Below are 14,599 nucleotides of genomic sequence, written 5' to 3' on the forward strand. Positions count from 1 at the left end.
GCTAGGCACTGGCTCGGCGGCGAACCGCCGGACCAAGACGAACCCCTGGACCAAGACGAACCCGCGGACTACACCGCCGCGCCCGACCCGCGGCAGACCGACCCGATCGGCGACAAGGCCGAATCGGAGCGCGACGAAGAGCCCGCCGACGTTCACGCCGCGGAACCGGAACGGCCCGACCAGCGCGCGCGGCTGACCGATCGAGTGGGGACCGCGGCACGCCGGGCGGTGACGGGGCTGACGGCCGCACTGATCGCGCGGCTGCCCGCCGCCCAGGCCGCGATGCTGCCCCGGCTGACCCGGTTGATCTGCGCCGCGGTGGGCGGCCTGCTGCTGTGCGCCAGCTTCCCGGCGCTGAACTGGTGGTGGGGAGCCGTCGTCGCCGCGGCGTTGCTGGCCTGGGTGCTGACTCACCGCGCCACGACGCCGGCGGGAGGGCTGGGCTATGCATTCCTCTTCGGGCTGGCGTTCTACCTGCCGCTGCTGCCGTGGGTCGGGCTCCTGGTCGGGCCCATCCCGTGGATCGCGCTGGCGACCGTATCGGCGCTGTTTCCCGCCGTCTTCGGTCTGTGCGCCGTCCTCGTGCGCCGCCTCCCCGGCTGGCCCATCTGGTTCGCGCTGGTGTGGGCGGCTGCGGAGTGGCTGAAGTCGCTGTTCCCGTTCGGCGGCTTCCCCTGGGGTTCGGTGGCCTTCGGTCAGACGCACGGGCCGTTCCTGCCGCTGGTCCAGCTCGGCGGCGTCGCGCTGCTGTCCATGGCGATCATGCTGGTGGGTTTCAGCGTCACCGCCATCGCGCTGGAGATCATGAAGTGGTGGCGCTCCGGTCACCCGGTGCGCGGCGCGGAAGCCGAGCCGGCGCCGCCCGCGGTGGTGCTGCCTGGCGTCTGCATCTGCCTGGTGCTGTTCGCGTCGGTCATCGTCTGGCCGCAGGTGCGGCACGCCGGCACCGGCTCGGGCGGTGAACCCTCGGTGACCGTCGCGGCGGTACAAGGCAACGTGCCGCGGCTGGGCTTCGAGTTCAACGAACAGCGACGAGCGGTGCTGGACAACCACGTCCGGGAGACGCTGGTGCTGGCCGACGACGTGCGCGCCGGGGCCGCCCCGCAACCCCAATTGGTGATCTGGCCGGAAGACTCGTCGGACATCGACCCGCTCGTCAACCCGGATGCCGCGCTGCAGATATCGCAGGCCGCCGCGGCGATCGGCGCCCCGATCCTGATCGGCAGCGTGCTCGAGGTCCCGGGACGCCCGCCGGAGGATCCCCGTTACACCAACACCATGATCGTGTGGAATCCGGCCACCGGCCCGGCCGAACGCCACGACAAGGAAATCGTGCAGCCATTCGGCGAGTACCTGCCGATGCCGTGGCTGTTCAAACACCTGTCCGGGTACGCCGGCCGCGCCGGAAGCTTCGTGCCCCGCGCCGGCCCCGATGTGGTCCACATGGCAGGGGTGCCGGTTGGGGTCGCCACCTGCTGGGAAGTCATCTTCGACCGCGTCCCTCGACACGCGGTCCTGGGCGGTGCCCAGCTGCTGGCCGTGCCGGCCAACGACGCCACCTTCAACAAGACGATGAGTGAACAGCAGCTGGCGTTCGCCAAGGTCAGGGCCGTCGAGCACGACCGCTATGTGGTGGTCGCCGGCACGACGGGGATCAGCGCCGTGATCGCGCCGGACGGTGGCGAGTTGGCGCGCACCGACTTCTTCCAGCCCGCGTATCTGGACATGCAGGTGCGTCTCAAGACCAAGTTGACGCCGGCCACCCGCTGGGGGCCGCTGCTGCAGTGGATCATGGTCGCGGCGGCCGGGGCGGTCGTTTTGGCCGGGATACGGCACAATGGATGGTTCCCGCGTCGGATTCGTCTCAGGTCCAGAGCCTCGGGTCGATCGACACGCCCTTCCGAAAAGGCCGGTACGACCCCGGGCAACCACCCGCCCGGCGAGCACGACGCAGACACCGCGCCCGACGAGGGCGGGGATCGCACGCCGGCCGATGACGGCGGGTGACGACACTCCGTCCCACCAGGACGGCCGACGATCTTTTGATTTCGGGCGACACAGAGGAGCTACATGACCACCGGCCAGCCGGCGCCCCACGCCCCGGGCAATCGTCCCAGCCAGCGCGTCTTGGTGATCATCCCGACCTACAACGAGCTGGAGAATCTGCCGGTGATCCACCGGCGGCTCAAAGACGCATGCCCGCACGTGCACCTGCTCATCGTGGACGACAGCAGCCCCGATGGCACCGGCCAGCTGGCCGAGGAGCTCGCGGCCGCCGACGCCGGTCGCACCCACGTCATGCACCGCACCGCCAAGGACGGCCTGGGCGCGGCGTATCTGGCGGGCTTCGCCTGGGGATTGAGCCGTGACTACTCGGTGCTCGTCGAAATGGACGCCGACGGCAGCCACGCGCCCGAACAGCTGCACCGCCTGCTGGACGCGGTCGACGAGGGCGCCGATCTGGCCATCGGCTCGCGCTACGTCGACGGCGGGACGGTGCGTAACTGGCCGTGGCGACGCTGGGCGCTGTCTTGGACCGCGAACACCTATGCGCGGCTGGCGCTGGGCATCGGGGTGCACGACATCACCGCCGGCTACCGGGCCTACCGTCGCGAGGTTCTTGAGGCGATCGACCTCGACGGCGTCGACTCCAAGGGTTACTGCTTCCAGATCGACCTGACCTGGCGCACCATCTGCAATGGCTTCACCATCGTCGAAGCGCCCATCACGTTCACCGAACGCGAACTCGGCGTGTCGAAGATGAGTGGTTCGAATATCCGCGAAGCGCTGGTCAAGGTCACCCGATGGGGCGTCGAGGGCCGCAAGTCAGGTGCGCGCGCCACTCCGGCCACCGGGGCCGACAACCGCACCTGAATCGCGGGTCAGCCCCGACGACGGGTCTTGATGATCTCGAGGCGCTCCTTGAGCAGCTCGTCGAGTTCTTCCACCGAGCGGCGCTCCAGCAGCATGTCCCAGTGCGTGCGCGGCGGCTTCACCTTCTTCGGCTCGGGCAGGTCGCCCTCGATCAGGGTGCCTTCCAAGCCGTTGCGGCACAGCCAGGTGCCGGGGATTTCGGCGTCGTCGGCGAAGGGAACCTCGAACTCCTCGCCGTTCTCGGTGCGGTACTTCGCGAGCTGACGTGGCGCCAGGTCGTGGTTGCGGTCGGTCTCGTAGCTCACGGCCCCGAGGCGACTGCCTCTTAGTACGCGATCAGCCATGTGTGCTACTCCTTTAACTCGTTTCGGAGCTCTGCGGCTCCTGTAGTGCAATTCTCTCTCGATGAGCAACGCCGCGGCGATCTGCGCAGTTCCCCGGCGAAAACCGGCATCCGCGACGCGACCCTCAATGATACCGGGATCACCAAACAATCCCGACTAAAGTCGGCAGGCGTGAGCCGTCGCACCCACCCGCAGCCCTGCCGCTGGTGCGGTCGAGACGTCACCGACGTGGGAATGGGCCGTCGCCGCCAGTACTGCCGGCAATCGTGCCGACAGCGGGCCTACGAACAACGGGCCTCGTTGCACCGGCACGGCGCTGCGGCGGTGCCCGACGATGCGGTGGTGTTGTCGGCCGACGACGCGGCCGACCTCTCGGATCGCGTCTACCAGGTGCGATGTGCGGCCGAGGACGTCGCCACCGCACTCGAGGAGGGCGCCGAGGCCACCGAACTCCGCCAGCTGTGCGAGGCGCTGATCCACGCCGCCCGGGCGGCCGACGGCTGGCGCCGAGCAGGTGTCTGACCGCATCGCTCGCGCCGCGCGCGAGGACCCGACCGGCCAGCCGGAACTTCCCACGACATGCGCCTGACCACCAGCTATGGCCAGCCGGGTACAGTCGCGCCATGGACCATGGGGCACATCTACAGCGGAGCCTTGTCCAGCGAGCTCACCCGGCGCCCCGCGCCGCAACTTGCCTGTGCGGGACGCCGCACATGTCCCAGCCGGCCGTCCTGTAGCAGCCGGGGACAGCGGACGTTTTGAAATCCAGTCGGAGTTGGCCATACTCACCAGCAACATTCTTGGGTCGGAGAGCAGCACGACGCTGGTCGAACGAAACACGGCGTCGCCTCGTGCAGCAAATCCCGTGAATCGGCGAGAACCGCATCCGGCGGGACAAGACGGCCAGACATTAGGTGAGGGTTAGGGCGAGGTTTAGTGATGGTGGACCAACTCCAGCATGCGACCGAAGCGCTGCGGAAAGCGCTGGTCCAGGTTGAACGCCTGAAGCGCACCAACCGCGCGCTACTGGAGCGCTCGAGCGAGCCGATCGCGATCGTCGGTATGTCCTGCCGGTTCCCCGGTGGCGTCGACAGTCCTGAGTCGCTGTGGCAAATGGTCGCCGACGGTCGCGATGTGATCTCGGAATTTCCCAGCGATCGTGGCTGGGACCTCGGGGCGCTCTACGACCCGGATCCCGACGCGCGCCACAAGTGCTATGTGAACACCGGAGGTTTCGTCGACAACGTCGCGGACTTCGACCCCGCCTTCTTCGGGATCGCGCCCAGTGAAGCCCTGGCAATGGATCCCCAGCACCGCATGTTGCTGGAGTTGTCGTGGGAAGCGTTGGAGCGCGCCGGAATTGACCCCAGCGGGCTGCGCGGCAGCGCCACGGGGGTGTTCGCGGGGCTCATCGTCCAGGGCTACGGCATGCTCGCCGAAGAGATCGAGGGCTACCGACTGACCGGCATGACCTCCAGCGTCGCCTCGGGGCGCGTGTCGTATGTGTTGGGACTGGAGGGTCCGGCGATATCGGTGGACACCGCGTGCTCGTCGTCGTTGGTGGCGTTGCACATGGCGGTGCACTCGCTGCGCTCGGGGGAGTGCGATCTGGCGCTAGCCGGCGGCGCGACCGTCAACGCCACGCCGACGGTCTTCGTGGAATTCAGCCGGCACCGGGGGTTGGCCCCCGACGGGCGGTCCAAGGCGTATGCCGGCGCGGCCGACGGCGTCGGCTGGTCCGAGGGCGGGGCGATGCTGGTCGTCGAGCGGCTGTCGGATGCGCAGCGCCTGGGTCATCCGGTGTTGGCGGTCGTGCGGGGCTCGGCCGTCAATCAGGACGGCGCCTCCAACGGGCTGACCGCCCCCAACGGTCCCTCGCAGCAGCGGGTGGTGCGGGCGGCGCTGGAGAATGCCGGGCTCTCGGCGTCGGAGGTCGACGTCGTCGAAGGGCACGGCACCGGAACCACTTTGGGTGACCCGATCGAGGCGCAGGCGTTGTTGGCCACTTACGGGCAGGACCGGGGTTCGAGTGAGCCGCTATGGCTGGGATCGATCAAGTCGAACATGGGCCACACACAGGCCGCCGCGGGTGTCGCCGGTGTGATCAAAATGGTGCAGGCGATGCGCCACGAGACGCTGCCCGCGACGCTGCACGTGGACGCGCCGAGCCCGCACGTGGATTGGACGGCCGGTGCGGTGTCGTTGCTGACCGAGGCGCGGCCCTGGAGCGCGGCTCGCCCGCGCCGGGCCGGGGTGTCGTCGTTCGGTATCAGCGGCACCAACGCGCACGTGATCGTCGAGGCGGCCCCGGAGGCCCCGCAGCGAGAGGCCGGTCCGGCGCGGCCGGTGGTGCCGTGGGTGCTCTCGGCGAAGACGGCCACGGCGCTGGCGGCGCAGGCGGCGCGGGTGGCCGAATATCTGCGCGCCCATGATGAATTGGATGTCGCGGACGTGGGCTGGACGCTGGCCGGTCGCTCGACGTTCGAGCATCGGGCCGTCGTGGTGGCCGCCGGCCGGGACCGGTTGCTGGCCGGGCTGGACGAGTTGGCCAGCGACGACCCGGCCGGGTCCGTTATCCGGGGCGCCGCGACGCCGGCCGGCAAGACAGTCTTCGTCTTCCCTGGGCAGGGCTCCCAATGGCCGGGCATGGGTATCGAATTGCTCGATACCGCACCGGTGTTCGCGCAGCAGATCCAGGCGTGCGACGAGGCCTTCTCGGAATTCGTCGACTGGTCGCTGATCGAGGTGCTGCGTGGCGCACCCGGCGCCCCCGGGATGGACCGCGTCGACGTCGTGCAACCGGTGCTCTTCGCGGTGATGGTGTCGCTGGCCGAGCTATGGAAATCGGTGGGGGTCAGTCCGGATGCCGTGATCGGCCACTCGCAAGGCGAAATCGCCGCGGCCCATGTCGCCGGCGCGTTGTCGTTGCGGGATGCCGCCCGCGTCGTCACGCTGCGGAGCAAGCTGCTGCGGTCGCTGGCCGGCCCGGGTGGAATGCTGTCGATCGCCTGCAGCACCGAGCGGGCACGGGAGTTGTTGGCGCCCTACGGCACTCGGGTCAGCATCGCCGCCGTCAACGGCCGGTCCGCCGTCGTGGTCTCGGGTGACGTGGACGCGCTCGACGAGCTCGTCGGTTTCTGCGCCGACCTCGAACTGCGGACCCGGCGGATCGATGTCGACTACGCCTCGCATTCGGTTGAGGTCGAGGCGATCCGCGGTGACCTCGCCGAGGTGCTCTCCGGCATCGAGCCGCATTCCTCGCGCATCGCGTTCTTTTCCACGGTGACCGGAAACCGCTTGGACACGGCGGGCTTGGACGCCGACTACTGGTACCGCAACATCCGGCAGACCGTGCAGTTCGACCAGGCGGTGCGCAGCGCGAGCGAACACGGATACCGGACATTCATCGAATCCAGCCCGCATCCGGCGTTGATCGCGGGGATCGAGGACACCGTCAACGACCAGGCCGGCGGTGACAGCGAGGCCTCTGAAGCCAAAGTCATTCCCACCCTGGGACGCGACGACGGCGGACTCGACAGGTTCCTGACCTCGGCTGCCACCGCGTTCGTCGCTGGCGTGAGCGTGCGGTGGCGCGGCGCGCTGGACGGAGCCGGCTTCGTGGAGCTGCCCACGTATGCCTTTGACCGCCGCCGGTTTTGGCTGTCCGGCGACGGCGTTGCGGGCGACGCCACCGGCCTCGGGCTGGGATCCAGCGAGCACCCGCTGCTGAGCGCGGTCGTCGAGCTGCCCGCCTCGGGTGGGGTGGTGCTGACCGGCCGCTTGTCACCGAGTCTGCAGGGCTGGCTGACCGATCACGCGGTGTCCGGTGCGGTCGTGTTTCCCGGCGCCGGGTTCGTGGAGTTGGCGATCCGCGCCGGTGACGAAGTCGGGTGTTCGACGGTGGACGAACTGACTCTGCAAACACCATTGATGTTGCCCGCCAAGGGCTCCGGGTCGGGATCGGTTGCCGTACAGGTCGTGGTGGGTACCGCCGAGGAATCCGGTCAACGGGCGGTGTCGATCTTCTCGCGCCCCGATACCGGGTCCGGCTGGGTGTGCCACGCCGAAGGGACGCTGAGCACCGGCTCGGTCGAGCCGAGCACGGATTTGTCGGCGTGGCCGCCGGCGGGCGCGGTCGCGGTGGACTCGGCGGACGGCTACGAGCGATTGGCGGCGCGCGGCTATGGATACGGCCCGGCCTTCCGGGGTTTGACCGCGACGTGGGTCCGCGGCGACGAGGTGTTCGCCGAGGTGCGGTTGCCCGACGCCGCCGGCAGCGTCAACGGGTTCGGTGTGCACCCGGCACTGCTCGACGCGGCGATGCACGCGCTGGTCATCGGCCACCAAACCGCCGGGCACACCGACGAAGTCGTGTTGCCGTTCTCCTGGCAGGGCGTGTCGCTGCATGCCGCGGGCGCGTCGGCGGTGCGTGTGCGCATCGCCCCGGCGGCGGCCGTGTCGGCGGCCACCAGTGCAGTGTCGATCGAGCTGGCCGACGGCCTGGGCTTGCCGGTGCTGTCGGTGCGCGCGATGGTGGCGCGCGCGGTGAGCGAGCGCCAGCTGCGCGCGGCGGTGTCGGCCTCGGGTCCGGACCGGCTCTTCGAGGTGGCGTGGTCGCCGGCGACAGCGACCACCGGCGGCACGCCCCCGCGTGAGGTGTTTGAATCCGTTGCCGCCGAAGACGATCCGGTCACTGGCTCGTATCGACGCACGCACGAGGCGCTGGCCGCCGTGCAGTCGTGGCTGGCCGAGCGCGACTCCGGGGTGCTGGTCGTCGCGACCCGGGGCGCAATGGGATTGGCGGGGGAGGACGTTCCCGATCTGGCCGGCGCGGCCGTGTGGGGCCTGGTGCGGTCGGCGCAGACCGAGCATCCCGGCCGGATCGTACTGGTGGATTCCGATGCCGCGCTGGACGATAGCGCGATAGCGACCGTTCTCGGGGTCGGTGAGCCGCAGGTGCTGCTGCGGGACGGCAAGGCCTACATCGCACGAGTGCACGGCAGCCGGGCGGTCGACGGCATCATGACGCCACCCGAAGACCGGCCCTGGCGGCTGGGAATCAGCAGCGCGGGAACCTTCGAAAACCTGCAACTCGAACCCGTTCCCAACGCGGACGCTCCGCTGGAGCCGGGCCAGGTTCGAGTGGCCCTGCGCGCCATCGCCACCAACTTCCGCGACGTCATGATCACCCTGGGCATGTTCACCCACGAGGCGCTGCTCGGCGGCGAAGGCGCCGGCGTGGTGGTCGAGGTCGGGCCGGGAGTCACCGACTTCTCGGTGGGCGACTCGGTGTACGGCTTCTTCCCCGACGGCAGCGGCACCCTGGTGCCCGGCGATGTCCGCCTGCTGCAGCGCAAGCCCGCCGACTGGTCCTACGCCGAAGCCGCCGGCATCTCAGCGGTTTTCACCACCGCGTATATGGCGTTCATCCACCTGGCCGAGGTCAAGCCCGGGCAGCGCGTGTTGGTGCACGCCGCCGCCGGTGGCGTCGGGATGGCCGCCGTTCAGCTGGCCAGACATCTGGGCCTGGAGGTGTTCGCCACCGCGAGCCGCGGCAAGTGGGACACGTTGCGGGCCATGGGCTTCGACGACGACCACATCTCGGATTCCCGCAGCCTCGAGTTCGAGGACAAGTTCCGCTCGGTCACCGGCAGCCGCGGCATGGATGTGGTGCTGGACTCGCTGGCCGGCGAGTTCGTCGACGCCTCCCTGCGCCTGGTCGCTCCCGGCGGCATGTTCCTGGAAATGGGCAAGACCGACATCCGCGACCCGGACGCGGTGGCCCAGGAATACCCGGGTGTCCGCTACCGCGCCTTCGACCTGTTCGAGCCCGGCCGCCCCAGGATGCATCAGTGGATGCTCGAGCTTGCCGGACTGTTCGAGGCCGGGGTCCTGAAACCGTTGCCGGTGACGACCTTTGACGTGCGACGCGGTCGTGCGGCGTTGCGGTACTTGAGCCAGGCCCGCCACGTCGGCAAGGTCGTCATGACTATGCCTTCTGGGCCGGGTGTCGGCCTGCCCGCCGGGCCGGGCGCCGGCCTGGCCTCGGGCACGGTGCTGATCACCGGCGGGACCGGCATGGCGGGCTCGACGCTGGCCCGTCACCTGGTGACGCACCACGGCGTCGCGGACCTGGCGCTACTGAGCCGGCGCGGACCGGACGCGCCGGGATCCGCCGCGCTGATCGCCGAGCTGGAAGCGGCCGGGGCCCGGGTGCGGGTGATCGCCTGCGACGCGGCCGACCGGGCCGCACTGGCCTCGGTGATCGACGAAGTTTCGGCGCGGCGGCCGCTGTCGAGCGTGATCCACGCGGCCGGTGTGCTCGACGACGCGATGGTCACCTCCCTGACACCCGAGCGAGTCGGCGCGGTATTGCGGGCCAAGGTCGACGCGGCCTGGAATCTGCACGAGCTGACCCGCGATCTGAATCTGTCGGCGTTCGTGATGTTTTCGTCGATGGCCGGGCTGGTGGGCTCGTCGGGGCAGGGCAACTACGGAGCGGCGAACGCGTTCCTCGACGGCTTGGCCGCGCATCGGCGCTCGCGCGGGCTGCCGGCGATCTCACTGGCGTGGGGGCTGTGGGACCAGGCCAGCGCCATGACCGGTGGACTCGACGCCGCCGACCTCGCCCGGCTGGGCCGCGACGGCATCTTGGCGTTGTCCTCGGACGAGGCGATGGAACTGTTCGACACCGCGTTGATCGTCGACGAACCATTCATGGCCCCCGCTCGCATCGATCTGGGCGCGCTGCGCGCCCACGCGGTCGCGGTGCCACCGATGTTCACCGACCTCGTCAACGCGCCGACCCGGCGCCGGGTCGACGATTCGCTGGCGGCCGCGAAATCGAAATCGGCTCTGGCGCACCGCCTGGACGGACTGCCCGAAGCCGAGCAGCACGCCGTGCTTTTGGATCTGGTGCGCTCCCACATCGCCACCGTGCTGGGCAACACCACCGCCGAGGCGATCGATCCGGACAAGGCGTTCCAAGAGCTGGGCTTTGACTCGCTGACCGCGGTCGAGATGCGTAACCGGCTCAAAACCGCTACCGGACTGGCGCTTTCGCCCACCCTGATCTTCGACTACCCGACCCCCAACGGCCTGGCCGGCTATATCCGCACCGAGCTCGCCGGGGTCCCGCGCGAGATCACGCACGCCCCGGCCGCTCGCGTCACCGAGGACGATCCGATCGTGATCGTCGGCATGGCGTGCCGCTATCCGGGCGGGGTGAATTCCCCCGAGGACCTGTGGCAGATGCTGGCCGAGGGCCGCGACGTCCTCTCGGAATTCCCGAGCGATCGCGGCTGGGATCTGGCGGGCGTGTACAACCCCGATCCCGACGTTCCGGGCACCTGCTACACCCGCACCGGCGGCTTCGTCGATGGCGTCGCGGACTTCGACCCCGCCTTCTTCGGCATACCGCCGAGCGAGGCGCTCGCCATGGATCCGCAGCAACGCATGTTCCTCGAGCTCTCCTGGGAGGCCTTGGAACGGGCGGGAATTGAACCCGGCGCGTTGCGCGGCAGCGCCACCGGCATGTTCGCCGGCGTGTACACGCAGGGCTACGGCATGGACGCCGCGCCCACCGCGGAGGGCTTCCGGCTCACCGGCCAGTCGTCGAGCGTCGCGTCGGGCCGGGTGTCGTACGCGTTGGGGCTGGAGGGCCCGGCGGTGTCGGTGGACACCGCGTGCTCGTCGTCGTTGGTGGCGCTGCATATGGCGGCGCAGTCGCTGCGCTCGGGGGAGTGCGATCTGGCGCTGGCCGGCGGCGTCACGGTCAACGCCACACCCGATATCTTCGTCGAATTCAGCCGGATGCGCGGGCTGTCCGTGGATGGCCGGTGCAAGGCCTACGCGGGGGCCGCCGACGGCACCGGCTTCTCCGAGGGCGGCGGCATGCTCGTGGTGGAACGCCTGTCGGACGCACGGCGCCTGGGTCATCCGGTGCTGGCGCTGCTGCGCGGCTCCGCCATCAATCAGGACGGCGCCTCCAACGGGCTGACCGCGCCCAACGGTCCCTCGCAGCAGCGGGTGGTGCGCGCGGCGCTGGCCCACGCCGGGCTCGCGGCGTCGGAGGTCGACGTCGTCGAAGGGCACGGCACCGGAACCACTTTGGGTGACCCGATCGAGGCGCAGGCGTTGTTGGCGACCTACGGGCAGGACCGGGGTTCGAGTGAGCCGCTATGGCTGGGATCGATCAAGTCGAACATGGGCCACACGCAGGCCGCCGCGGGTGTCGCCGGTGTGATCAAGATGGTTCTGGCGATGCGCCACGAGATGTTGCCGGCGACATTGCATGTCGATGAACCCAGCCCGCACGTCGATTGGTCGTCGGGTGCGGTGTCGTTGCTGACCGAGGCGCGGCCCTGGAGCGCGGCTCGCCCGCGCCGCGCCGGGGTGTCGTCGTTTGGGATCAGCGGCACCAACGCTCACGTCATCGTCGAGGCAGTGTCGGTTTCGGGTCCGGAGGCCCCGCATCGGGAATCCGGACCCAAGGCGCCGGTGCTGCCGTGGACCGTGTCGGCGAAATCGCCGTCGGCATTGAGCTGTCAGGCAGCCCGGTTGGCGACCCACCTGCGCGCCCACCCAGAACTGGACGTCGCCGACGTGGGGTGGACGCTGGCGGGCCGGTCGTCCTTCGAACAGCGGGCCGTCATCGTCGGCCGCGACCGCGAGAGCCTGTTGGCCGGGCTGGACGAGTTGGCCGGGGACGACCTGGCTCCCTCGATCGCTCGGGGGGCCGCGACGCCCGGCGGCAAGACCGTTTTCGTCTTCCCCGGCCAGGGCTCCCAGCTACTCGGCATGGGTAGGGGATTGCACGGCGCGTACCCGGTGTTCGCCGAGGCCTTCGACGCCGTCCTGACCGAACTGGATCAACACCTGCTGCGGCCCCTGCGCGACGTCATGTGGGGCCAGGACGAAAGCCTGCTGAATACCACCGAATTCGCGCAGCCGGCGCTGTTCGCGGTGGAAGTTGCGCTGTTCCGGCTGCTCGAATCCTGGGGCGTGCGCCCCGACTTCGTGATGGGCCATTCGATCGGCGAGCTGTCCGCCGCCCACGCCGCCGGAGTCCTGTCGCTGAAGAACGCCGCGGTCCTGGTGGCCGCGCGGGGCCGATTCATGCAGGCGCTGCCCGCGGGCGGGGCGATGATTGCCGTCCAGGCTACCGAGGAAGAGGTGCGGCCGCTGCTGGTGCCTGAGGTGGGCATCGCGGCCGTCAACGGGCCTGCCTCGGTGGTGATTTCGGGAACTGAAGGCGCGGTGGCCGCGATCGCAGACCGGCTTCGCGCCGATGGACGCCGCGTCCACCAACTCGCCGTCTCGCACGCGTTCCATTCTCCGTTGATGGACGCGATGATCGACGAATTCGGTACTGTCGCAGCGGGACTCGCCATCGGCAAGCCCGTCATCCCGATCGTGTCCAACGTGACCGGTCACTTGGCCAGCGATGACTTCGGAACCGCGGCGTACTGGAAGCGGCACGTCCGCGAGGCGGTGCGATTCGCCGACAGCGTGCATTTCGTCCATTCGGCCGGCGGAACCCGCTTCCTCGAAGTCGGGCCGAGTAGCGGCCTGACCGCATCGATCGAAGAGACACTGGCCGACAACCCGGTGGCGACGATGTCGGCTCTGCGCAAGGACCGCCCGGAGCCGATGGCTTTGGTCGACGCCCTCGCGCAGGGGTTCGTCTCCGGGATGGACGTGGACTGGCGCGGTGCGATCGGCAAGGCAAACCTCGCCGAGTTGCCCACCTACGCCTTTGACCGGCGGCGCTTTTGGCTCGCGCGCGACGGCGCCCCGGCCGATGCCGCGGGGCTGGGCCTGGCGGCCGGCGAACACGCCTTGCTGGGTGCGGTGGTGGAACTGCCGGCGACCGGCGGCGTGGTGCTGACCGGCCGGTTGTCGCCGAGCACGCAGGGCTGGCTGGCGGATCATGCCGTCGGCGGTGTGGTGCTGTTCCCCGGGGCGGGGTTCGTCGAGTTGGCGATCCGCGCCGGCGACGAGGTGGGCTGCGGAGTTGTCGACGAGCTGAATCTGGCGGCGCCGCTGGTGTTGCCGGCCGGTGGCTCGGTCTCGGTTCAGGTTGTGGTCGGCGGGCCGGACGATTCGGGTGCCCGCGCGGTGTCGGTGTTCTCGCGGGCCGAGGTGGGCTCGGGATGGTCGTTGCACGCCGAAGGCGTGCTGCGCGCGGGGTCGGTGCGGCCGAGCGCGGATCTGTCGGAGTGGCCGCCGGTGGGTGCGGTCCCGATCGATGTCGGCGACGGGTACGAACAACTGGCCGAGCGTGGCTACGGGTACGGGCCCGCATTCCGAGGCTTGACGTCGATGTGGCGTCGCGGCGACGAGATCTTCGCCGAAGTGAGCCTGCCCGCAGACGCCGGCGTGTCGGTGACCGGGTTCGGGGTCCACCCGGTGATGCTCGATGCGGCGTTGCACGCGGTCATCCTGGCGTCCAACGAATCTGACGGTATGGGCGTTGACCAGGGGTCGATGCTGGTCCCGTTCTCCTGGCAGCAGGTGTCCTTGCACGCAGCGGGGGCGGCGGCGGTGCGCGCGCGGATCATGCCGACGGGCCCCGCCGGGTCGTCAGCGGTGTCGATCGAATTGGCCGATGGGTTGGGGCTGCCGGTGCTGTCCGTGGCTTCGATGGTGGCGCGTCCGGTCACCGATCAGCAGCTACTGGCCGCGGTGTCGCATTCGGGGCCGGACCGGCTCTTTGAGTTGATCTGGTCCGCTCAGCCGGCGTCGGCGGTGCAGCCGGTATCCGTGTCCGCTTGGGGCGCACCGGCATCCGGCGAACCCGACAACGCTGAGGCCGCGCGATCGGCGGTGCTGTTCGAATCCGCGCCGGTGGCCGGTGACGTCGTGACGGAAGTCTATGCGGCCACGCGCGCGGTGCTGCCGGTGCTGCAGTCGTGGTTGGCCAGCGACGGGGCGGGAACCTTGGTGGTGTCAACCCGGGGCGCGATGGCGTTGCCGGGGGAGGACGTCACCGATTTGGCCGGCGCGGCGGTGTGGGGGCTGGTGCGCTCGGCGCAGACCGAACATCCCGGTCGGATTGTGCTCGTCGACACCGATGCGCCCCTGGATCCTGACGCGATCGCAGCCATTTTGGCGGTCGGTGAGCCGCAGGCATTGCTGCGTAACGGAATGGTCCACACCGCCCGGGTGCTCGGCAGCCGCGCCGTAGGTGGTCTCTTGGTGGCCCCCGATGACGGGCCGTGGCGACTCGGCATGAGCAGTTACGGAACGATCGAGAACCTGCGGTTGGAGCGGATCCCCGACGCCGACGCGCCGTTGGGGCCCGGTCAGGTGCGGGTGGCGCTGTCGGCCATCGCCGCCAACTTCCGTGACGTCATGATCGCGTTGGGCCTCTATCCCGA

General features: G+C 69.8%; 3 protein-coding genes and 1 pseudogene. 3 read left to right on the top strand and 1 reads right to left on the bottom strand.

Features of this window, described 5'->3' with window-relative positions:
- Positions 1-282: 282 nt before the first annotated feature.
- Positions 283-2,874 (top strand): annotated as a pseudogene (lnt, locus tag Q0W90_RS17785) (apolipoprotein N-acyltransferase).
- 8 nt (positions 2,875-2,882) lie between these two features.
- On the opposite strand, the gene Q0W90_RS17790 reads toward lnt, so the two are convergent.
- Complete coding sequence (locus Q0W90_RS17790) at positions 2,883-3,218, bottom strand: RNA polymerase-binding protein RbpA (RefSeq protein ID WP_297595122.1); 336 nt, start codon at positions 3,216-3,218, stop codon at positions 2,883-2,885.
- Between the two features lie 171 nt (positions 3,219-3,389).
- On the opposite strand from Q0W90_RS17790, the gene Q0W90_RS17795 reads away from it, so the two are divergent.
- Positions 3,390-3,740: a hypothetical protein gene (locus Q0W90_RS17795; RefSeq protein ID WP_297595123.1), complete on the top strand. Its 351-nt coding sequence runs from the start codon at positions 3,390-3,392 to the stop codon at positions 3,738-3,740.
- Positions 3,741-4,157: 417 nt separating this feature from the next.
- On the top strand, positions 4,158-14,599 hold a 10,442-nt coding region (locus Q0W90_RS17800; protein WP_297775502.1), incomplete at its 3' end, for a type I polyketide synthase.

The organism is Mycobacterium sp., assembly GCF_025933915.1.
In the GTDB taxonomy this organism is placed as follows: domain Bacteria; phylum Actinomycetota; class Actinomycetes; order Mycobacteriales; family Mycobacteriaceae; genus Mycobacterium.

Excerpts from the sequence above, each read along its gene's own strand:
- Q0W90_RS17790 (WP_297595122.1), bottom strand. The coding sequence starts at position 3,218 with ATGGCTGATCGCGTACTAAGAGGCAGTCGCCTCGGGGCCGTGAGCTAC.